The 24,796-nt window shown below is 33.6% G+C and carries 31 protein-coding genes and 2 pseudogenes; 18 read left to right on the top strand and 15 right to left on the bottom strand.

Features of this window, described 5'->3' with window-relative positions; genetic code table 11:
- Positions 1 to 348: pseudogene (locus AO843_RS25260) on the top strand (transposase); the annotation flags it as partial.
- 347 nt (positions 349 to 695) lie between these two features.
- Here the strand turns inward: AO843_RS25260 and AO843_RS24955 are convergent.
- Entirely contained in the window at positions 696 to 869 is a 174-nt protein-coding gene (locus AO843_RS24955) for a hypothetical protein (protein ID WP_197278982.1), read from the bottom strand.
- A 531-nt stretch (positions 870 to 1,400) separates the two neighbouring features.
- Here AO843_RS24955 and AO843_RS21810 point away from each other — a divergent pair.
- Positions 1,401 to 2,120: a YetF domain-containing protein gene (locus AO843_RS21810; protein WP_082389564.1), complete on the top strand. Its 720-nt coding sequence runs from the start codon at positions 1,401 to 1,403 to the stop codon at positions 2,118 to 2,120.
- Positions 2,121 to 2,203: 83 nt separating this feature from the next.
- Here AO843_RS21810 and AO843_RS21805 read toward each other — a convergent pair whose 3' ends face one another.
- Positions 2,204 to 2,428 (bottom strand): PepSY domain-containing protein, encoded by a 225-nt coding sequence (locus AO843_RS21805; RefSeq protein ID WP_230584789.1) that lies wholly within the window; start codon positions 2,426 to 2,428, stop codon positions 2,204 to 2,206.
- A gap of 610 nt (positions 2,429 to 3,038) precedes the next feature.
- Positions 3,039 to 3,227 carry a hypothetical protein gene (locus AO843_RS21800; protein ID WP_054613170.1) on the bottom strand — a complete coding sequence of 63 codons (189 nt, stop codon included), beginning with the start codon at positions 3,225 to 3,227 and terminating at the stop codon, positions 3,039 to 3,041.
- A 438-nt stretch (positions 3,228 to 3,665) separates the two neighbouring features.
- Here AO843_RS21800 and AO843_RS21795 point away from each other — a divergent pair, with 438 nt between their 5' ends.
- Entirely contained in the window at positions 3,666 to 4,112 is a 447-nt protein-coding gene (locus AO843_RS21795) for a helix-turn-helix domain-containing protein (protein WP_054613169.1), read from the top strand.
- A gap of 170 nt (positions 4,113 to 4,282) precedes the next feature.
- Here the strand turns inward: AO843_RS21795 and AO843_RS25455 are convergent, their stop codons facing one another.
- Positions 4,283 to 4,411: a hypothetical protein gene (locus tag AO843_RS25455; RefSeq protein WP_255350394.1), complete on the bottom strand. Its 129-nt coding sequence runs from the start codon at positions 4,409 to 4,411 to the stop codon at positions 4,283 to 4,285.
- A 281-nt stretch (positions 4,412 to 4,692) separates the two neighbouring features.
- On the opposite strand from AO843_RS25455, the gene AO843_RS25640 reads away from it, so the two are divergent.
- The gene (locus tag AO843_RS25640) at positions 4,693 to 4,848 is read left to right on the top strand and encodes a tyrosine-type recombinase/integrase (protein ID WP_156314012.1); all 156 of its coding nucleotides are present in this window, start codon (positions 4,693 to 4,695) and stop codon (positions 4,846 to 4,848) included.
- Here AO843_RS25640 and AO843_RS24670 read toward each other — a convergent pair.
- The 3 genes and pseudogenes from AO843_RS24670 to AO843_RS21785 form a co-directional block, all read right to left on the bottom strand.
- Positions 4,844 to 4,984: pseudogene (locus AO843_RS24670) on the bottom strand (arsenical-resistance protein); the annotation flags it as partial. The gene AO843_RS25640 and the pseudogene AO843_RS24670 sit on opposite strands and share 5 nt — an antisense overlap.
- A complete protein-coding gene (locus AO843_RS21790; RefSeq protein ID WP_156314009.1) occupies positions 4,977 to 5,231 on the bottom strand; it encodes an ArsR/SmtB family transcription factor in 255 nt (84 codons plus the stop codon). The pseudogene AO843_RS24670 and the gene AO843_RS21790, both read right to left, overlap by 8 nt.
- A 317-nt stretch (positions 5,232 to 5,548) precedes the next feature.
- A complete protein-coding gene (locus tag AO843_RS21785) occupies positions 5,549 to 5,905 on the bottom strand; it encodes a hypothetical protein (protein WP_054613168.1) in 357 nt (118 codons plus the stop codon).
- A gap of 713 nt (positions 5,906 to 6,618) precedes the next feature.
- On the opposite strand from AO843_RS21785, the gene AO843_RS21780 reads away from it, so the two are divergent.
- Complete coding sequence (locus tag AO843_RS21780; protein WP_156314011.1) at positions 6,619 to 7,638, top strand: alpha/beta fold hydrolase; 1,020 nt, start codon at positions 6,619 to 6,621, stop codon at positions 7,636 to 7,638.
- Between the two features lie 217 nt (positions 7,639 to 7,855).
- Here the strand turns inward: AO843_RS21780 and AO843_RS25255 are convergent, their stop codons facing one another.
- Positions 7,856 to 8,206 carry a hypothetical protein gene (locus tag AO843_RS25255; RefSeq protein WP_231630225.1) on the bottom strand — a complete coding sequence of 117 codons (351 nt, stop codon included), beginning with the start codon at positions 8,204 to 8,206 and terminating at the stop codon, positions 7,856 to 7,858.
- 586 nt (positions 8,207 to 8,792) lie between these two features.
- Between AO843_RS25255 and AO843_RS21770 the strand changes: the two genes are divergently transcribed.
- Genes AO843_RS21770 through AO843_RS21760 form a run of 3 tightly spaced genes read left to right on the top strand, consistent with a single transcriptional unit; the run spans position 8,793 to position 9,868 of the window.
- The gene (locus tag AO843_RS21770) at positions 8,793 to 9,017 is read left to right on the top strand and encodes a spore coat associated protein CotJA (RefSeq protein ID WP_054613167.1); all 225 of its coding nucleotides are present in this window, start codon (positions 8,793 to 8,795) and stop codon (positions 9,015 to 9,017) included.
- Positions 9,010 to 9,273, top strand: a complete 264-nt coding sequence (locus tag AO843_RS21765; protein WP_082389563.1) for a spore coat protein CotJB — start codon at positions 9,010 to 9,012, stop codon at positions 9,271 to 9,273. Before AO843_RS21770 ends, AO843_RS21765 begins: the two co-directional genes overlap by 8 nt.
- A gap of 25 nt (positions 9,274 to 9,298) precedes the next feature.
- A complete protein-coding gene (locus tag AO843_RS21760; RefSeq protein WP_054613166.1) occupies positions 9,299 to 9,868 on the top strand; it encodes a manganese catalase family protein in 570 nt (189 codons plus the stop codon).
- 390 nt (positions 9,869 to 10,258) lie between these two features.
- Here AO843_RS21760 and AO843_RS21755 read toward each other — a convergent pair whose 3' ends face one another.
- Positions 10,259 to 11,104, bottom strand: a complete 846-nt coding sequence (locus tag AO843_RS21755) for an MBL fold metallo-hydrolase (protein ID WP_054613165.1) — start codon at positions 11,102 to 11,104, stop codon at positions 10,259 to 10,261.
- Between the two features lie 91 nt (positions 11,105 to 11,195).
- On the bottom strand, positions 11,196 to 11,321 hold the full coding sequence (locus AO843_RS25450; protein WP_255350393.1) for a hypothetical protein: 126 nt from the start codon (positions 11,319 to 11,321) through the stop codon (positions 11,196 to 11,198).
- A gap of 389 nt (positions 11,322 to 11,710) precedes the next feature.
- Between AO843_RS25450 and AO843_RS21750 the strand changes: the two genes are divergently transcribed.
- Both AO843_RS21750 and AO843_RS21745 read left to right on the top strand, forming a co-directional pair.
- On the top strand, positions 11,711 to 12,220 hold the full coding sequence (locus tag AO843_RS21750; RefSeq protein WP_054613164.1) for a DUF3231 family protein: 510 nt from the start codon (positions 11,711 to 11,713) through the stop codon (positions 12,218 to 12,220).
- Positions 12,221 to 12,732: 512 nt separating this feature from the next.
- Positions 12,733 to 12,999, top strand: a complete 267-nt coding sequence (locus AO843_RS21745; protein WP_054613163.1) for a gamma-type small acid-soluble spore protein — start codon at positions 12,733 to 12,735, stop codon at positions 12,997 to 12,999.
- A 698-nt stretch (positions 13,000 to 13,697) separates the two neighbouring features.
- On the opposite strand, the gene AO843_RS21740 is transcribed toward AO843_RS21745, so the two are convergent.
- A complete protein-coding gene (locus tag AO843_RS21740) occupies positions 13,698 to 14,171 on the bottom strand; it encodes a hypothetical protein (RefSeq protein ID WP_054613162.1) in 474 nt (157 codons plus the stop codon).
- A gap of 1,008 nt (positions 14,172 to 15,179) precedes the next feature.
- On the bottom strand, positions 15,180 to 15,818 hold the full coding sequence (locus AO843_RS21735) for a Crp/Fnr family transcriptional regulator (RefSeq protein ID WP_054613161.1): 639 nt from the start codon (positions 15,816 to 15,818) through the stop codon (positions 15,180 to 15,182).
- Between the two features lie 94 nt (positions 15,819 to 15,912).
- Between AO843_RS21735 and AO843_RS21730 the strand changes: the two genes are divergently transcribed.
- Both AO843_RS21730 and AO843_RS21725 read left to right on the top strand, forming a co-directional pair.
- Positions 15,913 to 16,866: a nucleoside hydrolase gene (locus tag AO843_RS21730; protein WP_054613160.1), complete on the top strand. Its 954-nt coding sequence runs from the start codon at positions 15,913 to 15,915 to the stop codon at positions 16,864 to 16,866.
- A gap of 17 nt (positions 16,867 to 16,883) precedes the next feature.
- Positions 16,884 to 17,762, top strand: coding sequence for a ribokinase (locus AO843_RS21725; protein WP_054613159.1), 879 nt, complete (start codon positions 16,884 to 16,886; stop codon positions 17,760 to 17,762).
- 379 nt (positions 17,763 to 18,141) lie between these two features.
- Here the strand turns inward: AO843_RS21725 and AO843_RS25445 are convergent, their stop codons facing one another.
- A complete protein-coding gene (locus tag AO843_RS25445) occupies positions 18,142 to 18,267 on the bottom strand; it encodes a hypothetical protein (RefSeq protein ID WP_255350392.1) in 126 nt (41 codons plus the stop codon).
- A gap of 51 nt (positions 18,268 to 18,318) precedes the next feature.
- Positions 18,319 to 18,813 carry a hypothetical protein gene (locus AO843_RS21720; RefSeq protein WP_054613158.1) on the bottom strand — a complete coding sequence of 165 codons (495 nt, stop codon included), beginning with the start codon at positions 18,811 to 18,813 and terminating at the stop codon, positions 18,319 to 18,321.
- Positions 18,814 to 19,516: 703 nt separating this feature from the next.
- Between AO843_RS21720 and AO843_RS21715 the strand changes: the two genes are divergently transcribed.
- The 6 genes from AO843_RS21715 to AO843_RS24660 all read left to right on the top strand — a co-directional run bounded on the left by AO843_RS21715 (position 19,517) and on the right by AO843_RS24660 (position 23,647).
- Entirely contained in the window at positions 19,517 to 19,810 is a 294-nt protein-coding gene (locus tag AO843_RS21715) for an ArsR/SmtB family transcription factor (protein WP_054613172.1), read from the top strand.
- A 41-nt stretch (positions 19,811 to 19,851) separates the two neighbouring features.
- A complete protein-coding gene (locus tag AO843_RS21710) occupies positions 19,852 to 20,850 on the top strand; it encodes an NADP-dependent oxidoreductase (RefSeq protein ID WP_054613157.1) in 999 nt (332 codons plus the stop codon).
- Positions 20,851 to 21,717: 867 nt separating this feature from the next.
- Positions 21,718 to 21,828, top strand: coding sequence for a YjcZ family sporulation protein (locus tag AO843_RS24285; protein WP_082389562.1), 111 nt, complete (start codon positions 21,718 to 21,720; stop codon positions 21,826 to 21,828).
- 434 nt (positions 21,829 to 22,262) lie between these two features.
- Complete coding sequence (locus AO843_RS21705; RefSeq protein ID WP_054613156.1) at positions 22,263 to 22,877, top strand: flavin reductase family protein; 615 nt, start codon at positions 22,263 to 22,265, stop codon at positions 22,875 to 22,877.
- Positions 22,878 to 23,138: 261 nt separating this feature from the next.
- Positions 23,139 to 23,294, top strand: a complete 156-nt coding sequence (locus AO843_RS24665) for a hypothetical protein (RefSeq protein WP_156314007.1) — start codon at positions 23,139 to 23,141, stop codon at positions 23,292 to 23,294.
- 179 nt (positions 23,295 to 23,473) lie between these two features.
- Positions 23,474 to 23,647, top strand: a complete 174-nt coding sequence (locus tag AO843_RS24660; protein WP_156314006.1) for a hypothetical protein — start codon at positions 23,474 to 23,476, stop codon at positions 23,645 to 23,647.
- 143 nt (positions 23,648 to 23,790) lie between these two features.
- Here the strand turns inward: AO843_RS24660 and AO843_RS21700 are convergent, their stop codons facing one another.
- Positions 23,791 to 24,360 (bottom strand): DUF998 domain-containing protein, encoded by a 570-nt coding sequence (locus AO843_RS21700; protein ID WP_255350395.1) that lies wholly within the window; start codon positions 24,358 to 24,360, stop codon positions 23,791 to 23,793.
- Between the last annotated feature and the right edge of the window lie 436 nt (positions 24,361 to 24,796).

Raw genomic sequence — 24,796 nt, 5'->3', positions numbered from 1 at the left:
CCCTGTTTTCAAAACAATAAAATCAGCTATTCAATCATTACAATCAGGCGAGCAGCCGTTAATACATAGTGACCGAGGTTTTCAATATACATCGAAGGAATTTAAGCGAATCATGGACACAGCCAATATGAAGCAAAGTATGTCGCATGTTGGTCGATGTATTGATAACGGACCAATTGAATCATTTTGGGGCACACTGAAGTGTGAGAAGTATTATTTACATAAGTACGATTCATATGGAGAGTTAAAACAAGCGATTGATGACTATATTCATTTTTATAATCATTATCGCTACCAGAAACGATTATTTGGCTTGAGTCCTTTAGAATTCGGTCTCAAGCCGCTTAATACATTTTTTATTATTTCCACTGTCTACTTGACGGGGTGCAGTTCAATTAAGCTATCTTGGTCAAAAAATACTTTCTTCTGGAATTTTATCCAAACTAAATTTTTTAAAAGATGTTATCCTGAGCATACCAGTTTGAGTTTCTTCAAGGTATGGAACCTTACAATGTAACATCGGTTCTAATCATATAGTATGTCGTTCTACATTAGTTACAATCTGTTTAGCGATTTGACGAAAAGCAGATTTTTCTTGTGGTTTGAATCCAAACTCTACATTTGAAGGGTCTTACGACCACTCCGTGGTGGTTGGGACTTGTAAATGTGTATAATTTAAAAATGCAAAATCTTAACTAATGATTATCTTCTTTGTGTTCATTTTCGTTATCATTCTGATTTTGACCATCTTGTTGTTCAGAAGGTTCTTCAGTTGGATCAGGCTCCTGTTCATCATTAGCTGTTCCACATCCAAATAATAACCCTGTAGAAAGTACTGCTGTAAAAGTGCCTAAGACTATTTTCTTCATATATTCACCTCATTACTTTTTTTATCTTTTTATTATTATCCAGATCATTTTTACCTATACGATTTTATATTACAAAAAAAATTAGATTAAACAAATAGACAAAATATTTGATAGTACCTCATTAATGAGTTCCTCCTTCCTAAAGATTTTGGAAAGGTTTAGTATAGGAAATCAATCTTGTTGTATACCACACATTTTTCAGATTATTATGTCTTCCTTAAATAATTAAATGTTTAGATTAAGCTTTCTTAGTAAAGACTAACGTTTGTAAGGGGGAATCGCTATGAATGACGTAAATTATCCCCTTATTCTTCCGTCCCCAAAGTTCATAGCGATTACCATCCCATTTTAAATTTGTAAAATATCAGTCGTTGAACCACTTATTTTAGTGGCTTTTTTTTTGCATTAAAATATAATAGATTCCCTTTTGTTGTTAAAAATCTGGACTATACTTTATGAGTGGTTGTCGTATACCCATGAATTTTTTTGCACATGCTATTTTTCGACACCTATGTAAGGGAGGATTTATATATGGGAGACTTTATCCACACGCAGTTTTGGGAAATGTTACTGAGAGTTTTAATTTCTTTTTTTGTGCTACTTATTTTGACTCGAATCCTCGGAAAAAAACAACTTAGCCAACTCACCTTTTTTCACTATACAACAGGTATTACACTTGGTTCTATCGCTGCTCAAATTGCATCTCAAGCCCAAACACATTTTTTAGATGCACTCATTGCCCTTATTTGGTGGGCGGTTTTAACATATATAATGACTATTATTACTATTAAATCTAAAAAAGCTCGTGTCCTCATAGATGATAAGCCTACTATAGTTGTACAGAATGGACTTATTTTAGAATCTGCCTTAAAGAAAAATCGTCTCCATATGGATGAATTTACAATGATGTTACGCGAACAAGCTATTTTCTCTGTACAGGATGTACAATATGCAATACTTGAGACTGATGGTAAACTCAGTGTTATGCAAAAGACTTCTGAACAAGTTGCTACGAAACAGGATGTTAAAGCGGATTTATCACCTCCCACTTACCTCCCGACAGAAGTAATTTCAGATGGTCAACTAATATCCGAAAACCTGGTAGAACTTGAATTAACAGAAGAATGGCTAATGAAAAAGTTAAAAAAGCAAAATATACAATCTGTTGAAGATGTCTATTTTGCTCAGGTTCAAACAAATGGATCCTTATATATCAGTTTGAAAGATAAAGCTAGACAATCAAACCCTTAACACCTAACGAATCCCTATCCTCAATAACTTGTAGTAATTACAAAAGCCCAGGTACTCATTTGAGTACCTGGGCTCGTTTTAAATTAATCATAGTCATTCTCTTCTTCAATTTTTCGAATTACACCTGTCTTTGCATTTACTTCTACTTCATAAATCTTATTATGAGCAGTTAAAATGAATATTTCATATATTAAAGTTCCGTTTTCCATATCCATACCATAGTGTATAATTTGGCCAGGTACTCTTTGCACGGCTATCTGCATTGCGTGTTGGGGAGAAATTCTTTGATTAGGTGAGGGCATTACCATATACATACCTCCTCTTCTTACAAACATGCTCTTATATTATGCAAATACCACAACAAATGTTCTTTCTATTATTTATTATTACGTTGATTGATAATAATTTTCAAACCTTCAAAATCGCCACTTGTCAAAGTTCCGTTATTGAATTCCTTATCATCCTCAGCGGCATGATAAGCATGTCAAAAAAGACACTCAATAGAGCATCTTTTTCTGGATGATTAATTTTCCTTGTATTCTCTTTTTAAAACAATGACAATCGAATAAGTATTAACGGAAAAGATACCTGATCTCTTAAAAAATATGGGCCGGCCGTGTATGACTTGCCTCGAACATGTTTATGAGGCGCTGGTCGGTCGTCGGTCTGTCTTTCCCTAATATTTAGGTTTTTAAAAATACCAAGGGAGGAAAGCCTTACCTTGCCGCACCGCCCTTCCTCCGAGTTTACATCATATTTTTTCTTTCACAAAACATGCCACATGTTTTACATTTGTTCCTTTTGCTTCAAACGTTGCATTTACTATTTCATTCAAAACACAAGAAAGTTGAAAAAGAAGATTGTCACTTTTTAATTCCTCTGACCTTTTGACTTAATTTGTTTCATATTTTGTTCGCGTTATGAAACAACCTCAAATTTCAAGGTGTTTCGATTTACTACGATATATTCACCTGTTGTCTTGTTCATTACTTGAGAGACTTCCTTGGTATGTGTTATCTCTAACCAATCATTTTGTATATCCACCAATAATTTTATTTCCATATCACTTTCTCCATATTTTAAGCCACTATAGGAAAGTTTCTTCATCATAATCATCCCTTTCTTAATAATTTCAAATTATCACATTACTATCATACTATACATTTGAACATTGCTGTTGGTCAGCAGTTGTTCGCTAATAGGTTTGTTATTTACCTTGCTATTAACTTGCTAAATCATATAAAATGTCGAAATCAATAATTAAAGGGAGTCCAATTCGCTTGCGCAATGAACTCCCTTTAATTTTACTTTTTTTACATTTTGCACTCAACAACCGATTCGGTTAATATAAGATACTGACTAAACTGTCAGCACATAGAAACTCCACTAAGTACCTATTTTTGTAATAATTTATATGCAAATAAAGGACTATATACAAAAATAAAAGCTGTTTCTAAGGGGAAACTAATAGTTTACACCCTTGCAACGATGCGGTTCTTTAGTTTTTTAGTGCAAATAAATATACTGTGGATAGGAGTTGATCATATGTATTTTTCTTCGAAAATAAAAGAAGAACGTCAAAAGCATAATATGTCACAACAACAGCTTGGAGAAAAACTTAATATTAGTAGACAATCTATCTCCAAATGGGAACGTGGAGAAAGTTACCCTAGTATTGAATTGTTAATTAAGTTAAGTGACATATTTGATATTACGCTTGATGAATTAGTAAAGGAGGATAATTCTTTGAAAGAGAAACTCATCAAAGATAGCCAAAAATTAGTCTATCCAAGATGGAAAATGTTTTTTGATATTCTTCTAATAATTGGTTTTTTAATCATACTAGCTAAGATATTCATTGTAATAGGAAATAAGTTATTTGATTTAAATATTGTGTTCTTAAAGGATTCTCTGTTATTTCAAATTGGACCGTTTTTTATGACTATCATTGGAGCAATTGGCAGCGAATCTCTAGCCAAAAAATACAAATAATCATTTTGGATTTAGAGTTATACACGAATTGTATAGGAGAGTCCCTTCAAACTATCTGAAGGGATTTTTTTCCGTTTATATCTTCTTCAAAACTGCTTCGTTAGTTGAAGAAACAATACTTTTGGAATTAACTAAACAGAAGTAACCTCTCGGCTACTTTATCATTTGTTTCAATATGTTGTTTCTGACCCTAAATATTGTCGTCCACTCGCTCTTGGTAATGTTGCCTCAATGCCATACATAGCTGTTTTAGCACAAATGTAGCTATTGTTATCCATCTTTGCTACTTGCTTCCTCAATTATTTCCACCATCCAACTCCTTTCTAATACTCCTTCTTTACGCCATTTAGTGTCTACTACTTCGCGTTTTCGAGGGATTTGCTGTGTAAAGTCAGGATTAATACTTGTAATAGGTCCTAGCTCTTTTTCAAGATAATCAATATATTCATAGGTTTCTGGATACTATGTCCTACATCCGAAAATACAATTTTAAGGTTTGGTGAAAAAGCAAATATTACTGTAGCACAATGGATGGAAATTTGGTTTGAGATGAAAAAGAAGGTTTGGCGACCAGGTACCTATATTCATTATCAAGAGTCCTACAAACAATCATATTAAACCTCTGATCGGGCACTATAAACTACAAAAATTAACGAAAATGACTCTTCAAAGAGAGCTAATCGATAAGTTAGTGTCCTATGGATTAATGCGGACTACTGTACAAGGAGTGCAATAGACATGGACTCTAACGCTTCACCAACATTAGGCATGGTGATACTTAATACAACACCTATTCCCATAGCAACAAATATCCAAAGGGTGAGATAACGATCTAGAAATGAAAGCTGTTTGGTTAAAAATTCATTACTCATTATCAGTTTCCCCTACATGGCAACAATCTGTACTGCAGTTGCACCCGTTTATAGGTTGAATTTGTTCTAAAATTCCCTTCATCAGTGGCGTTTGATCCTCTACTAAACGGTAATGTTTCCAAGTCCCTACTTTTCGTTCTGTAATAATGCCTGCCTCCTTTAATTTTCGTAGATGTTGACTCACTGCTGGTTGTGATATTTCTAGAACATCTACAAAATCACATACGCATACCTCCCCATTTTTCATACATGCAAGTAATTTAATCCGATTTAAATCTGCTGCTGCTTTTAATTTTTTTCAATTAGTGTGTTTTCCATTTATCTGCACTCCTCCATAACCAATTACTTATATATGTTTTAAAATAAAATCGCCTCTTGGCTATTGGAGGTGATTACATTAGTATATAACTATACACTTATATTATGCTCACCATGTAATAATTGCAATAGATGTTTAATTACTTTATTTTTTTGTTTAGTGAAAGGTATATAGGTCCATATAAGAAACAGCCATCTATCTGATGAATTTCTATAGATGGCCATTTTTCCATTGTCAAACTATATTTATGCAGCCGGGACGTTAATCACGAATACTTTAGGGTTTCCAACATTTGATATTGTATCGGTATCAGTTTGAGCCTGCCCTTGAACTTGAGCTTGAAGCTGCGCTTGAATTTGTGCTTGAAGCTGAGCCTGAACTTGAGCTTGTGCCTGAATTTGTGCTTGAATTTGCGCTTGAATTTGGGCCTGAGCTTGAATTTGTGCTTGTAACTGTTCTTGCTGTTGATGGAGTTTTTGAAGTTGTACCATAATATCTAATAAAGTATTCTCTGTATGATAACCATACCCTTCATATTCTTCATACTCTTTCTCCCTGTAATGGCACATACATTTATACCCCTTGCATTTACATTTCTTCATAAAATCACCTCCTTTTAATGTGTTCTTTCTATAATATGTTTTATAAGAACTATAGTAAGGACAAGTGTTTGTTACGTTTTTTTCTGTTAATATAAATTATTATTTGTAAATACATCCAATTTAACTTTGATAAATTATCAATATATCAGATGAACATCCTTAGAAAACTTCAGATTATTAAAATGGTTTAAAATACAATAATGATGCTGTGGGATACATATGATACATATCTGTACTACCAATTACATATAAAGAAATTTACAAAAAACCAGAATCCGTAGTATATGATATCTGGTTACATTTTTTTGATATTGACTATTTAATTGCTGTACAGTGGTTTTGACATGTATTAATTTGTAGAAATTAAAAAACCAGATACTCATTTGAGAGCCTGGTTATTAGTATATTGCTTCTGAAATTTTATCAAGATCGAAACCTTTAAACGTAAAATCCTTAAAGAACCTGCAGCTGTTTTTCTAAATATTGAACTTTACAACATAGTCTTGGTTCTAACCACGTCACACCCCTTTCTACCTTGCTAACAATTTGCATCGTTTTGATTTTGTTAATTTTCACTAAAAAATAAACATAATATCTTTCACTTGTTCATACTTCGTTCATATAGTCGTCACTGTGAGTACATCTTCATCGTTTAGGCTTTCCTTAGGGCTCTTAAAGGTAGCCCCAAACAATAGGAGAAGAAGTGAGTGAAAATGCGAGAGGTGAAGAAAATGGACTTAGACACAACAACAGGCAAAAAACCTGCTAATAAGATGAAAAAATTGCTTACCATTTTACTTAAAATTTTAGCAGCAATAGTTATAGTAATCGTCGTTTTTATAGCCATTGTTTTTGTCGTTGATAAGATCAGTAGTAAATCAGAAGCAGGAAGAATAAAACCTTATGGTCAGTCTGTAACAGTAGATGGGAAAAATATGAATGTTTTGATTCAAGGACAGGGCGCAGAAACAGTCGTGTTACTACCAGGTTTGGGAACAGGAACACCAGCACTTGATTTTAAGCCGCTAGTAGAAGAGTTATCGCCATTTTACAAAGTTGTAGTGATTGAGCCTTTTGGTTATGGATTAAGTGATATAACCGAAAAAGAACGGAGCACAGAAAATATTGTAAGTGAAATCCACGAAGCTTTACAGATTCTTAAAATTGACCGCTATATTCTAATGGGTCACTCCATTTCGGGCATTTACGCACTAGATTATGTGAACAAATATGAAAACGAAGTGAGTGCATTTGTCGGGATCGATAGCAGTGTTCCAAGGCAGTATGGTGATAAGGTTGTTGAATCTCCGATACCTTCTTCAGTAATTACACTACTCAAAGAATCGGGTTTAGGCAGATTGATAATGAAACTAAGTGCTGACCCATATGCTGCACTACCAGTTGATGATGAAACAAAAGAACAAATGAGAATTCTTTCTTACAAAAACTTTAGAAATCCAACCATTGTGAGTGAAATAGAAAATAGATCTCCTAATTTTAAAGCAGCTGAAAATTTAACATTCCCAAAAAATTTGCCTGTTATTTTCTTTTTACAACCGAATAGTGCAGCCATTGAAGGATGGTCAACACTACATGAAGAGCAAGTAAAAGATTCTGTATATGGAAAAGTGATGACATTTGAAGGAACACATTATTTACACCATACCCACTCAAAAGAAATCGCTGAAAACTTCAGGGCATTTATTGAAGAAGTAAAGCAAGACAGTAGATAATTTTAAAAATGAAAGTTTGTTTATAACTAGATGATGTAACAACGTGCTCTCAATGCTTTATCTAAACGCGGTTCTCCTATTATCCATGCTACGGCACCTTGTGCAAGCTTTCTTGCATGTGTGCTGTAGCATTTCTTTCAAATGCCTATTTATTTTTCATATATTTGGCTAAATCGAACCAACTAGCCATACTATTAATTTCTTTTTCACATGCTCGTCATTGAATTCTTTTGCTATCCACAATTGTATTACTGACAATTTCATTTGCTTCGTAATCCTTCGTAAATGACCAGGGTTTAACGGTTTCCATCGCTTCACTCTCCTCTACAATATCTTTCAATGAGGCACGAAACCCCCTCATCTTATCCTTAATCCGTTTAATACTGTTTGCTGAGAATGCCATGTGTTGACCTATCCAGCGTTGTGATTTGCCGTCTAACATCCAATTCAGTACTTGAACCTCTCTGTCGCCAGTAACTCGTTCAACATGCATTTGTACATTCAATAGCTTTCTCTCATACTTTGCAACACGTTTTATGTTTTTAGACCGTCTAATAGCCTCCTGCATAATTGGATCACCTACACTACCTACCGCCTCGAGTAGTGTATTTTCGATTCCATACTGTCCCGTTTTGCCCCTATAACCATTTCTGATCGCATTTATTTGATGGCGTTAACCATCCAATGGTAGTCTGTAATCATTAAATCTAAAGCATCTGGTGTAATCGATAGTGTTCTTTCTTTTAACATAGGTTTGCCCTCCTAAGTTGTGATATAATGATTTATCTGACAAGCCATCAAAGGCATAAACCAATTCGAGCTGTAGCGTCTGCAAACGCTGCGGCTTTTTCTTTTCTTTATATTGTGCAGTAATTACACAATTGCACTGGCATAAACGATTTCGCACAATATGCCGCACTCGCCCATTACTTCATCGTCAATTCTTCCTCGTTCTGGGCCTAACTCGTCTAAGTAAACCCCTTTAATACAAGTTGCACCTATTTAGAGCGTTTTTTATTTTTATATTTATTTTTCATATATCGAATGAGCCACAGTTACTAATATAAATATATCGACTAAATTTATATCAGAATAAAACAATTTCGGTTTTCATATACTCCACTGATGTAGTTGATTACAGAAGGGAGGATACAATGTTTACGCAATATAAGTATTGGAAACCTTATATTAGCCCATTCGATCCATGCCCACCTATAAAAGTTAAAGTTTATGCTACACCCCCACAATTGTATATGGGCTTTCAACCACCTGGATTACCACAATTTCCAACCCCACAAGAAGCACTTCGGGCTGGCACTTTATGGCCTCAATTATTTAGTCCCTACCCTCCCCCTAAAGGAGGGATGAAGAGTGAGTAAAAAGATGCCACCTGAATTTTATACCCTACTTGAAGAAATACAAGCCATTGATTTTGTCATTGTTGAATTAAACCTATATTTGGATACCCATCCCAATGATTATGATGCAATTCAGCAATTTAACGAAAACACTGAAAAAAGTATGAAGCTTAAAGTTAATTTTGAGCAAAAATTTGGTCCACTAATGAATTTTGGAAGAAGTTATTCGGACTATCCTTTTAATTGGGTCGATACACCTTGGCCATGGCAGGTCTAAAATTTGAGTATAGGAGGAATAATTTTTGTGGTATTACGAAAAGAAGCTTCAATACCCGGTTAAGGTTAGTACATGTAATCCAATGCTCGCAAGGTATTTAGTTGAGCAATATGGTGGTGCTGATGGGGAGTTAGCTGCAGCTCTTCGATATATGAATCAACGCTATACTATTCCAGACAAAGTAGTTGGGTTATTAACGGATATAGCAACAGAGGAATTTTCACATTTAGAAATGATTGCCACAATGATTTATAAACTAACCAAAGATGCTACTCCAGAAATGTTAAAAGAAGCTGGTCTTGGAGACCATTATGTGAATCATGATAAAGCATTATTTTATGAGAATGCTTCAGGGGTACCTTTTACAGCAACCTATATACAGGCTAAAGGAGATCCAATTGCTGATCTGTACGAAGATATTGCTGCAGAAGAAAAGGCACGTGCCACATATCAATGGATTATCGATTTGTCAGATGATACGGATTTAAATGATAGCTTAAAGTTTTTACGTGAGCGAGAGGTTGTCCATTCTCAGCGTTTTAGAGAGGCTGTAGAAATTTTAAAAGATGATAGAAATCAAAAGAAAATTTTCTAAAAATATGTATTGGACCACTTTTTTCTGGGTGGTCTGTTTTAATTTTTTTTCATTTAGAGAACAAGATAATCATATTCATTTGAGCGCTCATTAGTAGTTCAACTTTTATGTTGTTAATACAGCTTTTGTCCTTGTTGCCTCAATACCTTACTTTGTTGTAGATGCAGCAGTTGTTAATGAAACAAGTTCGTCCTTCATTCTCATGTACTTGCACATGTTGCCATGGTACTACTTATTCATTGTCTAGCTGGTAGCGATTTAATTGTGTTTTCTCTTTTAACTTAGGCTTGCTCCCCTAGGTTGTGTTATAATGCATGTACTGACTAGCCTAAAAGGGCATAAACCAATTCGAGCCGTAGCGTGTGACGACGCTGCGGCTTTTTTTAAAAGTTAATTTAGATACTTACCTTGTTTAGGTAGTGCGATTTGGTCAAAGTTATCTACAAGTTTCTTAAGATTCTTTGTCAATTCTTCACCTGTCATTGGTAAACCATGACCCGTAATAGCAATGGTAGGTTTTAAAGCTTCTAATTTTTCGACTGATTCTCGAGCATCTTGCCAATTCGTTGTTAAATATCTAGGTGGACCACTGATTTCTTTTGTTTGTGTAAAAACTTTATAAAGAGATTCTTGTTTGACAGTAACAAATGCATCACCAGCAATAAGTACTCGATCTTTTTCACGGAATAAAGAAATATGTCCTGGCGAATGCCCTGGAGTATGGATCCAGCGAAACCCTGGCATAAATGGAATACTTCCATTTGAAGGGATTGCCTTGATGTTCTCCCCTAAACTAATTGCTTCATTTGGAAATATAGGTGACATTTTCGCAACTAGACCACCACTTACCGATGGATCAGGTTCTGGGTAGTTTTGTTGTCCAGTTAAATAGGGGATTTCCAAAGTATGCGCATAGACAGGAACATTCCATTTCTCTATTAATTCAATAATTCCTCCTACATGATCAAAATGACCATGAGTTAGAATTATAGCTTTTGGCCGAGCATTCGGACCAAAACGTTCTTCAACGACTGAAATTATCTCCTCAGCACTTTTTGGCATACCTGCGTCAATAAGCACAAACTCTTCAGTTTTTGGGTCACCATAAAGTACAATATTCACAATTTGAATAGTATATTGATATAAATCAGGTGCAACTTCTACACCAACACCACTTCCAACAGAAGTTGCCGGAATAAATTTATAATCTTCACCATAATTCAAATTCTTGTCCATCTAACCCTCTTCTTCCTTACCTTTAATATTAGTTTATCTTGAATTCTTATTTATGAAATTGCCACAACCCATAGGTCATGGCATTATGTCTTTACTTTTTTTCTTTTTGCTGTTGTTCCTTCTTCTGTTCTTTTTCTTCTTTTACTTCTAACTCTTCAGGAGTAAATTCAATAGCAATTTCTTCTTGTTCAATTTCATTCTTTTTTTCTTTTTTCAAATCAATCACCTCCAATAACGTTAACGTATCCTTAATGGGGTGAACTATACCTTAGAGCTTTACCAATGATAATTAGAAGTATAAATACTCAATAAACAGCCAATATAATGTTGCGTAGTGTTCCACTACTTAAAGGAGCTGCAGAGATATCACTCGCTGTGGCTTTTTTGTTTTTAAAATGTTCAATGCCTAACATCAAACTCCTAGGTATTAGTCGCTCTTAATATTTCATCATTATCTTGATCACTTTCCGAAAAAAACGTGGTCTTTTTTATTTTTTATCTCCATACTTCGATCCTTAAATATATTTTGTTAAAAAGTGAATGGTAATTATTATTTCACCCATACTAACCTTGCTTTATCTACAAATAAGAAAAGGATGTGTTAGTATGGGTATTCTTGGTGGAAATCCAAAAGATGAACCGTTACATTACGGTGAAGTATTTGCAGTTTGGTCAAGCTTAATTGCAGACTATGGTATGATTTCTGGTTATCAAACATTTTATAATCACGCTGGTGATGAAGATCTAAAAAAAATTATTGAAGATATCATCGAACTTTGTAGGGATGAAGTAAAGCAATTAGAAAAAATTCTAAAAACGAATGGTATTGCTTTACCCCCTGCTTCTCCTGAACGACCTGTAGCAAGAATGGAAGATATTCCTCCTGGCGCTAAGTTTAATGACCCTGAAATAAGCGCTGCACTTACTGCTGACATGGGTGCTGGATTAGTGGCGTGTAGCCAAGCAATGGGTACTTCCACTCGTGAAGATATCGCTTTAATGTATGGGCAATTCCATATGGCAAAAGCTCAAATTGGAGCTAAACTGTTACGTCTTAATAAGACTAAAGGTTGGTTAGTTCCACCGCCATTACATGTAGATTATCCTGAAAAATAATTTTATTTATCTGGCAAACCGTCCCCCAGTTTCAAACTGGGGTTTTTTGTAATATTATTAATTAATTTCTTATATTTAACAAGGTTAATGTTAAAAATCCCCTAACATAATATATTTTTTGGATAGCAATATTGCTTCTAATATCGTCCCACGATTACTGAGCTACGCTATCCCAAAATACATAACTTCATGTATAAGAAACCTTTACTTGTACACATTAAGCATAAGTGTACTCGCACGCACTTTAGCTATGGCGCTAGTTGACCGCCATGACTTTTTTACTTTTAAAGGCAATACACTATAAAACCCAAGCGAACTCATCATATAAATAGTAGTGTTAAGCTAAACTAGTCTAACCAAACCTCTTCTTATTGATAGGGTCACTTCTATTCCAAGTGACCCTTATGATTTTTCAATAATAAAAATGAAACTCTCCATTAAATATAATTTGGACTAAAAAGACGGATACTAACTCACCTTCTGTACAAACTAATTGCAGGAGGTGATTTTCAATGGCAAACAACAATCAAAATTTCAACTCAAAAACACCAAATGCAATGAACGTAGAATTTGGAAATGAAACTGATGTTAATCAAATTAAACAACAAATCCAACAAGCTGAAGCAAAGAAAAAACAAGCTTCTGGTTCAATGAACTCAATGAATCAAGAATTCGGGAATGAGACTGATGTTGATCAAATCAGACAGCAAATCCAACAAGCAGAAGCTAACAAAAAATTTGCTTCTGGTCGATTTGCAAACGAAAACAATTCAAAATAAGGTAAATATTTATCCCTTACCGGCAACCTTTTTACTGCCGGTTTTTTTGCATTCCATATACCAATCTAAGCTGTAGCATGCAAATCCTCAGCGGCTTTTTTAATGTATAACTAAAAAGAAATTGGTTAAATTATATTGTGTAGTGGCGAACTACTTAAAGAAGAGCTACAGAGATTTCACTCGCTGTAGCTTTTTTTAACGCCTAACTTCGTCTGCGTATTGATACATATAATAAAAAGAACTTATCGAATTTTTGTTAAACTTTTTCTCAAGAATCTAGTACTTTCCACAGTATTGGTTACTCCTAATTTTCTTGAGAAAAAGTCTTGATCACTTTCTAAACAGAAGGTGGTCCTTTTTAGATGTTAAGGGGTATAATTTGAAGTTAATTTAGAAATAATAAAGTTGTCATGAATTTTATCACACACACTACTTGGAGCTATAACGACCTCGCCGTTATAGCTTTTTATTTTCCCGAAGGCAATAAACTACAACAGGATTTCTAACATTCTACTTGTATCTGTAAACCCCAAATATAGTAAGATAAATTTCCTTAAATATTTTTTAAAATTTGAAAATCATTTAAAATATTAAATGAAGTTACAGAGCATAACCTTGCTACACAAATTTTATATGTCTGCTCCTTGTGGATTTGGAGTTCCTGGGCTTTCCTTTTTCTTTACATTAACTGCAGTAATTTAGTCTAATACTCTAGCAGAAAAATCAAACGCTCCTGGTCCACCATTATGTGAGGTTACTATAAATGTATATTCCCCTACAGGAATGGAGTCTAAGTCCCAAAAAGCTGTCCAAGTTCCTGATTCACCTGGTTTTGAAGATCCATTAGACCAAGTACCCCCTTTTGGATCAATAATTTTCCATGAAAAGCTGTTACTCCCACTATTTTTTACATGATATCGTACATCTTTGTTACTTAAACCAACATGGTATTTAAAGGTAAATGTTCCTTGTACCAATTGTACGTTTGAGTAATTAGCCACCGGAGTAATATGCTCGTCATTATCATAATACTGAGCCTGATCATCAGCACCTTGATTTAAAACCATTTCTTGTTGTACAGATTCTTTTTCTTCTGCCATTGCAGGTATCAGGTTAGTTCCTACTAAAGCTAGTGTTAAAACAGACGCTGTTACAAAATTCGTAAATTTCATAAAATCTCACTCCAAATAAGTATATTTTTATTTACGTAAAATAAATATGTAGATTATAATCTATATTTCATTCAATCGAGTTAATTCAATCCTATAGTTTCTATTATAACCATTTTATGGTAACGTTAAACCTATCGGACCAACATTTACTGTAGGATCTCCATTTATTTTTCGCTTTTGTAAGGAATGTGGAGAAGTAGCTTCAATTAAAGTTGCTAAACCACAAAAGTTCAAATAGATTCGTATTGAAGCTGTAGCGTCTGCAAACGCTCCAGCTTTTTCTATTACTAATTTTGTGCATTTGCATTAATTGAATCAATTCGTATTTCTAAATATACCCAATTACGTTATTCTTGTAAGAGTTGTTATGCAATGAAATCAATGTCTATAATTGGATGGATCCTATTTTTTTTAGGCACCTTTTTATTTTCACGCGGATGGAGCAGAGTATCAGGTACCTTCGAATATAATTCATCTATTCCAAATGAATCTGTTGCCTAATATACATTTCTTTGGGCGTTTTTGTTATATTCATTTCATACTTTGTAAAACCCAAAAAAGGTCATTAATTTTACCGAACACTATCTTTCAAATCTTCACTCATTCCCCCTACACAAATTACTAATCTGTCCCAGCTCTTTCTCAATGCTGCGTGTTCCCTATAAACCTTACATCCTCTACATTTCTTAATAGGATCATAGGCCTCCTTTGCACTTTAGAAAGGCAAATCGTCATGATTCACCTCAATTGGCCCCTTACGATTTGCAAAGGGATCTTCATCTGTGCTCGTATAACTTGACTGGTTGCGTATTTGTACTAGATTCCTAGTTGGATGCCCCCTGTGAGCTTCCTCTGCCGTTTTTCTGCTCTAAGAATTGGATGATGTTTACAACATTGTTCGTAAAATAGATTTTCTTTGCCCATCTCTCTCATACGAACCTGATTGTATTTTTCTTCCTACTAGTGAACCTTTCTTGAGATAGCTGAAAACAAATTTAATCCACAATTTTATCTTAATAAAAAATCTTTAAGGTATTTTTCAATTTCTTCAATTGATTTTATAGAGAATTTTTTATCTTTATAACTTATAACGCCCTCATTTATGCACTGAGCTATTGAACGATTTAAGCTTCTAATTGGTGCACAGACCTCACTTGATAAAATTTGCTTTGTAAGGTTATCTAAATCACCGATTTTATAATGATTATGTATACTTAATAAGATACGATCTTTAACTGTTAGCAATGATAATTTTGCTGTAGTATCTGAACTTAAAGTTAATTTTGAGGCAAGTTGTTTAATTATGTAAAAATTAAAATTAAAATCGATTTTCATCCATTCATAAACCTTTGTTTTATGGATAGCTATCGTTTCACAATTTTGTTTTGCAATAACACCGAGTGTTTTAATTTTTTCATTAAAAATTTCTATTTCCCCAAAACAACTATATGAATCATAAATATATAGGGAAAGCATGGCGCCCTCATAACTTTGTCTATACACTTCTGCCCTACCTGTAGTTAGAATATAAAGATAATTATTTTGTTCATGCGGGTGAATAATAAGGCTACCTTTCTTGTGTCTTCTATAAATAAATTCTTTCTTAATATGCGTTGGTGCATCATTCACAATATCTTTAAAATCCATATTTTCACCTTCTTTTCGCATTTGGTCATTTGACCTTTTTTTCATTATAGATTGAATTATATAATCAGGGCGAATAAGTATTGGAGGTCTTGTTATGAGGAAATTAATTATTGACACAGATACTGGCAGTGATGATGCTGTTGCGTTAATTATGTCTTTAAAATCTACGAATCTTAAAGTAGAAGCGATCACAACTGTTTGTGGCAATGTCCCAGTTGAATTGGCAACAAAAAATGCACTAATGACTATCGAAGTTGCTAATGGTCAAAAGCCACCTCTTTATGTTGGAGCAGGCAAACCACTTATGCGTGATTTAGTTACAGCTGTTAATGTTCATGGTGAAGACGGAATGGGAGATTGTAATTTAATAAATCCTACTCTTTTGCCAGAAACCAAGCATGCCGTAGATGCTATCCTTGAAATAATTGAAAATAACCCTGATGAAATCGAAATTGTCACCATTGGTCCTGTTACAAATATTGCTCTTGCTATTTTAAAAGCTCCTGAGACAATGAAAAAAGTAAAGCATATTTACACAATGGGTACTTCTGGCTTTGGCCCTGGAAACACTACACCTGTTGCTGAATTTAATGTGTATGTAGATGCAGAGGCTTATAGTATTATGCTCAACTCAGGCATACCTACTACCATCATTGGATTTGATGTATGTTTAGGCGAAGCAGCTTTGAATAAAGACGATATGGATGTATTACTATCAAGTGGTAAAGAAGAAGCTGTGTTCTCTGTTAAATGTAACCGTTCCTTGCTTGAATATAATTTACAAAGAAGTAATGAACATATTGTTGATTTACCAGATGCCGTGGCAATGGGTGTTGTATTATGGGATGAAATCGTTCTTGAAGACAAGTTATGTTACTGCTATGTGTGTACTACAGAAGCTGCTGCCTATGGTCAAGTGATAGTAAATGACGGTAGTAAACTTGCCATTTCTGATGGATTTGCAGGGCACATTCCTAATGCAAAAGTTTGTAAGACCATTGACAATCAGTTATTCAAGAAATGTCTATTAGAATTATTGGTAAGTTAACATTATGGGGTGTTTAGATGAAATTTTTAAATTTCGGATCATTAAATATTGATAAAGTTTATACAGTTCCTCACTTTGTTAAAGAAGGAGAAACGTTATCTTCGGTCAGTTATGATGAATATCCAGGTGGAAAAGGATTAAACCAATCCATAGCCCTTGCAAAATCTGGTGCTCAAGTGTTTCATGCAGGTAAAATTGGCAAAGATGGTCTGTTTTTAAAACAACAATTAGCATTAGAAGGAATTAGAGTTGAGGGAATATATGATGACGGTTTGATAACAGGGCATGCCATTATTCAAGTTACTCCGACAGGTGAAAATTGCATTTTCCTCTATGGTGGAGCGAATAAAGAAATAACTGTTGAACAAATTGATAAAGTATTAGAGAACTTCAATGCTGATGATTTCCTAGTTCTACAAAACGAAATAAACTGTCTAGATTACCTAATCGATGCGGCTTATAAAAAGGGGTTAACCATTGCGTTAAATCCTTCTCCAATAAGTGATTCAGTTAAGAATTTAGATTTTTCAAAAATTGATTTTCTGATACTGAATGAGATCGAAGGACGAGAAATTTGTGGAGAAAAATCACCTAACAGAATACTCGATCACTTACTATCAAACTATAGGAATTTAAAGGTTGTGTTGACTTTAGGTACAAATGGCGTCATATATAGAGACAATGTACAAGTACACAAGCAAGAAGCCTATCAAGTCAAAGTGAAAGACACAACGGCAGCAGGTGATACTTTCTTGGGTTACTTCCTTAGCATGATTTCCCAGAATCCTGATATTAAATTTGCACTTAAAGTTGCCTCAAAAGCCGCTTCACTTGCAGTATCTAGAAAAGGCTCCTCTTCTTCTATCCCGGTTTTGGCAGAGGTACTTATTAAATAAGTTAAATATACATGATAGATAGCAAAGCTGCCGATTATTGAAGGTAATGACATCGCTTTTCCCACATTGTTATGATTGCACTCTTATGAGGAGCTACGGAAATAAGGTCATGTTATGCAGAGCCATTGTAACACCAAATGTCATTTGAGTCGATGCTACGTACTCATTTGCAAACATGACTAGATTTAGTATCGGCAAGTGTATTGGGAAGGAGTAGAAAAAAATCGAGATAAGAAAATACCTTGATTTTATTAAAGAAGTTGAAGGCTTGAAGTCAGTCACAAGGACGACTTGGATGAAATAAGTTAATAGCTATTATTCAACCAATAAATCAATAGGATTGAGAAGCCCAAAATAGACGTTTAGTCTATTTTGGGCTTTATATTATAAAACGCTGTGAAATAATAACCTTCAAACCTTCAAATTCCCCACTTGTCATCATACCTTGATCCAACTTATCAAGCCACGATTTATCTTCCCCTTTATCTACTGATTGTTTAATCATCGGAACATGCTACATGTTTTACAATTGTTCCTTTTGTTCCATCTGTTACACTTACTCATAACCAACTAAATCGACCTTCACAGTTAAAGCTATATCAGTCGGAGGAGTTTCTTCTACAACTACATAAGATATTATGTAAGAGCCTTCTGGTAAATCATTTAATACATTTTCATAAGTCTCATTCGTATTCAATACACCGGTCACTATTTTCTTATTATCATTTACATTTCTAATACTGTATTGAAAGCTTTCCGTACCAGTATTTAAAATATAAATTTTCACTTTCGAATCACCATAGTTTTCAAAGTACGATTTACTTTCACCAATAGAGGAAGCTATCTGTGCATCAATCATACGTCCATGAGTAATTTCAATTTGTTCTTGTTTTGATTCTACTTTATTGTGAGCGATATCCGACACTACTGGCTCCTCATTAACTACTTTCGAAACTTCATGTGACGGCTGTTCTTCTTGTTTAGATGAATGCATACTACATCCTGATAAAACAAGACATATTGAACAAATTTGTACTAGTTTAAAAATCATATTCAATCTCCTGTTTGTAATATTATTGTATTTAAGTTAATTATACCAAAATATAAAAATAAAAAGAAGTAGCCCCTTAGGCTACTCTATCATTTGTTTCAATATGTTATTCCTGCCTCTAAATATAGTCGTACTAGACAATTTCATGTGCTAAGGTTTTTTGACGTTTATTCTTAGCCGGATGGCGTCGTTTTTTTAATTACTCCCAATTTTCCGATTAAACATAACTTTTAACTAACCCACTTTGCTTCCCTAACAACCCATCAGCCTTCGGACAAACCTTTCCTGTCATTTCAAGGTTCATAGCAATTCAACGCCATGCTTATCTGACTTGTATTAAGTCTGTCAGCTATTTTACTCTCACAATTATTGATACATCAAATAGTAATATATAGACAAATATTGGTAATGGCAACTAGATATAACTATACCATTCCAACCAATTTTCTAAGCTAGGTCATTTATCTATAAGAACAATGCAATAAAAAATACCTTTACCAATTAAGGGAACGGATTTTTTGCTCATTATTAGTGATGTGGATGATTTGTCTTGATTTACTTTCTCAATATTGCACCGAATGTAACATTCATATATTGTTTTATGTAGTAACTCGGTTCAATAACTTAAACTATTCAACTAACTATTGGAGGAATTTAATTGAAGAATAAGAAGGAGCAACTGAATACGATTAAAGAAGATTTTATGAATTGTCAAAAAGTACTATTGGCAATTGGCGATGAAACCCGCCAATCTATTTTGTTGGTTTTAATGGGAACGGATTGTCAAACAGGTTTACGTGTTGGTGAAATCACGGAACAAACACATCTTTCTAGACCAGCAGTATCACACCACCTTAAAATTTTGCGAGATGCTGGCGTTATTTTAATGCGTAAAGAAGGTACAAAAAACTTTTATTATATAGATATACGTACAAAATTAGGTTTACTAAAAACACTTGTCACAGATATTGAGACGTTGTTAAAGAAATTTTATTGAAACTACTAGCTATAAACATACATTAATTGGAGGAATAAACAATGAAAGCGATGGTTATAGATAGATATGGCAAAGCCCCAATGCGTTTAGCAGAAATACCTACACCTGAAATTGGTGAATATGAAATACTTGCAGAAATTCATGCTGCTAGTATTAATCCTATTGATTTTAAAATACGCGATGGGAAAGTAAAACTGTTAATTAAATATGAAATGCCACTAATTCTAGGAAATGATTTTTCTGGAGTTGTGGTAAAAGTCGGCACAAAAGTAAGTCGTTTTAAAGTTGGAGATGAAATATATGCACGTCCACGTAAAAGTAAGATCGGTACTTTTGCCGAATATATTTCAATTCATGGAGATGACATAGCCTTAAAACCTAAAAATTTGAGCTTTGAGGAAGCTGCCTCAATCCCACTGGTTGGATTAACTTCATATCAGGCATTGCATGACATCATGCAATTACAAAAAGGACAAAAGATTTTAATTCATGCAGGGTCTGGTGGTGTAGGTACCTTTGCTATTCAACTGGCCAAATTAATGGGTGCCACAGTGGCGACGACTGCTAGTGAAGCTGGTGCAAACTTAGTCACATCTCTTGGTGCAGATAAAGTAATCAATTACAAGGCGGAAAAATTTGAAGAGATACTGGAAAATTATGATGCAGTCTTTGATACACTTGGCGGTGAGACACTTGAAAAATCTTTTGGGATTATTAAAAATGGAGGGAAAATTGTGTCTGTTTCAGGCATGCCAAATGCCCGTTTTGCTAAAGAAAATGATTCCGGATTTTTCAAAATATTGTTATTTTCAGCAGCCAGTCATAAACTGACTTCTCTTGAAAAGAAGCATAACTCTCAATATTCGTTTTTATTTATGAAGCCAAGTGGTGATCAATTACGTATTATTGCGGATTATATTGAATCTGGTAAAATCAAACCCGTTATTGATAGAACTTTTTCATTTGAAGATGCTCAAAAGGCGATGGAATATGCGGAATCAGGAAGAGCTAAAGGGAAGATAATTTTAAAAATTAAATAGTTATTAAGTTAAATATTTTCTAACTTTTTGAATTGAAATGTGTTCCATAAAGGCAATTAACTATAAAACCCATATTATCTAAGCATATAAATAATAGTGTTAAGCTAAATTAGTTTAACTACCTCCTGATTTGTTACTTAGGGTCACCACTATACCAGGGTGACCCTTAAATAATTATTTTCCTAATACATCGCTGAAGCCTATCTTGATATGCATGTTAATACATATGATAGAAAGAGCTCTCTAAAACATCAATTCTCAAGAATCAAACACTTTGCCAAGTCAATGATGCGCTCTAATCTAATTTTGATCACTTTCTATGTAGAAAGTGATCCTTTTTTATATAAATAGCTTAAATTTGAAATAACCTTTTTCTTGGTGACGTATATATTTAATTCGGGATAACAACCTCATGGATTCCCTCTCGTACTATCCCTCCATTATTTTAATTTTCATAAACAATTTCTCCTAGCACACTACGCAAATTACTAATTAGCTTGATCTTTTTCTGATTCACTCAAACCTTACATTTCAATTTGTTGAGTTAAATGAACATTAGATCAATAGGCATATCAAGAGTATTTTGAAACTATAGATCGCCTTAACGAATTAATCTTATTTGTAGCTCTGTAGGAAGCTGCTTTCTTGTATTAATTTCTAATCATCTTTTTGTTCACATATAGGAATAAAAATTAAATAGCCATAATGATAGTCACTGTTTCCATCCCAAGTCTATTACCCTTTCTTTTGAACTTTAAAGAGCATACATTTATTTCTCTTATAAATTTTAATCTTTTCAATAGATAAATATCGCACTCCATTTTCACAACTATTCATAAAATAGATGATAGAAAGGAGGTAATAATTATGTCCGAAGAATACAGTAATGGTTATGGCTCTAGATCATCATTTGCTTTAATTGTAGTACTATTTATTCTTTTGATTATTGTTGGCGCTAGCTTCATGTCAAGATATTAATAATAACCAAATCTGACTCTGATGCTATGCAGACTCTAATGCTCATAATTTAAAGGATAATAAATACGAACAAATTTATCCTTTACACCTACCAATATTTTATAAGGGTCACTCTCCTCCGTGTGACCCGTTTTATAGTACTTCCAACTAACCTTTACCTTTCTCTCTAGTAGCCAGTACCCCATCAACCCTCGTTTCTAATTGTTCAGTCATTTCAAGATCACCACTACTAATTAGAATGGGTGTTCATCTTCATTAACCCCACTCACACTTCATCTGTTCTTGTATACCTCGGCTGGTTGTTATTACCTTCAAAATTGCTCAACAATCTTTATGGAGTAATTAATATGTAATCGACACTTCGATACATTTCGAAATATTTTTATTTTACAATGAATTTTGAAAGAAAGAACATTTAGTGGGAGGAACTAAAAATGAAAATCATAAAGCAAATGCCAAACACAAAAACTATAAATCCTAAAATTTTATATTATGGATTCCCTGTAATTTTACTAAGCACTTTGAATGAGGATGGCACAGTAAATATTAGCCCTTTATCATCTTCTTGGGCATTAGGAGACTATATTGTATTAGGTATTGGTCTTGGTGGAAAAGCAATTGAAAATTTAGAACGACATCCTGAATGTGTGATTAATGTTCCGGACCCCTCACTTTGGGAGAATGTTGAACAGTTAGCCCCTTTTACAGGAAAAAATCCAATTCCAGAATTTAAAAAACAGATTGGTTATACTTATAAAAAAGAGAAATATGATATTAGTGGACTCACTCCTATTGAGTCTACATTAGTAACGCCTACTCGGATTATGGAGTGTCCCATTCAAATTGAGGCAAAGGTAAAACACATTCGTATCCCAGATTATTCACCTAACTTTGCCATTGTTGAGACACAAACCGTGCACGTACATGCACATACGGAAATTATTATTGAAGAAAATCATATTGATCCAAATAAATGGAGTCCACTTATTTACAATTTCCGACATTACTTCGGTCTTGGTAAAAAGTTAGGTAACAATTTTCGATCATAGTTTTAAAATTTTTTTCAAAAAAGTTCTATTGATACAGCTTTAGAGGTACCAATTTTGGTGGCTGTTTTTGTTGCCATGTCAACCTCTCCTTAAACGCACTAAAAATTAATCTACTTTAAATTAATTTAAGCATTGTTTAACTTGATAAATTGATAACTATTAATGTTGTATGTACAATCACCTATTCATCATCTAAAATAGGTAGCGTATTACATTTTAGGAAGAAATTTTACTTCGAAGAAATTATTATACATAGGAGCAATGTCAACTTTGTTATTAGCGACATGTAGTGAAGAAAAAGCAAAGGAAGATACTAAAACACCCGCTCCTGTTGAAACTGTGAAGGAAAATGAGGTTGTTGTCGATATGGCAATTGCCAATGATAAAAGCATCCCTCTTGAAGAGCGGATAAAATAGCTACTGATCTATTCGAAACTACTACTGATGGAAGTGATCGAAATATCACTGTTGAAAGTATGGGAGATATCTATTATTTAAAGATGATGAATGGCGATGCAATAACAAAAAAGAAATCCCTAACTTATGCTCAACGAAATACAGTTGAATGAATTAAAGTATTAAAAGATGTAGAGGATATGTGCGATATCCGTATCAATTGGCAAGCTAACTTTAAAGATGCTTATGGTAACATTAATCCTGGATCTGCTATGACTGTGCTGCTTAAAAAGAGTGACTTCGATAAGATTGATTTAGCTACTTTTAAGGCGTCTGATTTAAAAGAGATAGCCACATATTATCATATTACATAATGATTTTAAGTAAAATAAGCTTTTAAAGTATAAATGACAACAAAAGTCACTCAGGTTTTAATTTGAGTGACTTTTCATCGTTTTTTCATCTTAGATAAATGGTTCATTTCGATTTATTCTTATTTCACTTTGTGGTAGTTGTATTATTCTGATGAACTTAATAGGATCGTTAGTACAGTACCCCATAAGAAAATCACAGCATAAAAAAGTCTTTGTAATAAACCTGCTGGCAAAGGGAAGAAAAACAAAAGAACGATAAGGATCAGTAAAAATATAAGTACAAATAAATTTAAATAAGTCCATGGCTTTCCTTTAGTTAATGATTTTGCGTAAATCCACAGTCCAAATAAAGCAGTAATCATGCCTATTTGCGATAATATAGAATGCCAAAATAAATGAACATCCGCTGGTATAAAACCAGATACAATATTCCCTAAAGCAAAAATAAGAATAAATACTGTTCCTAATGTCTGTATCAAGTTTCTTTCTAGATACTGTGAAAGATACAACACACCAACTGAAAATGTTAAACCATTTACTATAAACAATACATTCATCCAAAAATGATAGGGGGAACAAATTTCATGAGGTGCAATTGAATATGTATACTTCCCACATGATGTCACTCCTAAATCACTCATAGCTTGTTGCATAATATTATAAGGCTCAAGTGAAGTCATAATAAAAATCGGTTCTATAACAAAATATAAAATTGTAACAACTCAACTTATTATTCCTATTTTTTTAGATATACGTGGCACAATTTATCCCCCTTTATATAATTATATAGTTAATTTCAAAATAAATTACCAATAATAAAGGCCAAAGACTATAAAAATCAAGTTAACCCCGCATATAAATAGTAGTGTTAAGCTAAACTAGTTTAACAGTACCTCCTGATTTGTTACTTAGGGTCACTCTTCCCTAGTGACCCTTTTATATTGATTGACTTAATCTGTTATATATAAAAGTAAAAAATAATGTTACAGCTCTTAATTCTTCAAACGTTGATGTTACATATTCATCAGTAAGCTGGTAGGGTCTCCACTGTCGATAAACTAAGAGAGTATAAAATATTTTGTGTAAATAACTGAAGACATAGAAAAAGGAAAACCTTTTCTTGGTAGAATTAAGTCACCACAACCAATC

The sequence above is a fragment of the Lysinibacillus sp. ZYM-1 genome (assembly GCF_001308875.1).
In the GTDB taxonomy this organism is placed as follows: Bacteria; Bacillota; Bacilli; order Bacillales_A; family Planococcaceae; genus Lysinibacillus.
The sequence above is the reverse complement of the archived record's forward strand: the minus strand, read 5'-3'. Positions and strand labels throughout refer to the sequence as shown.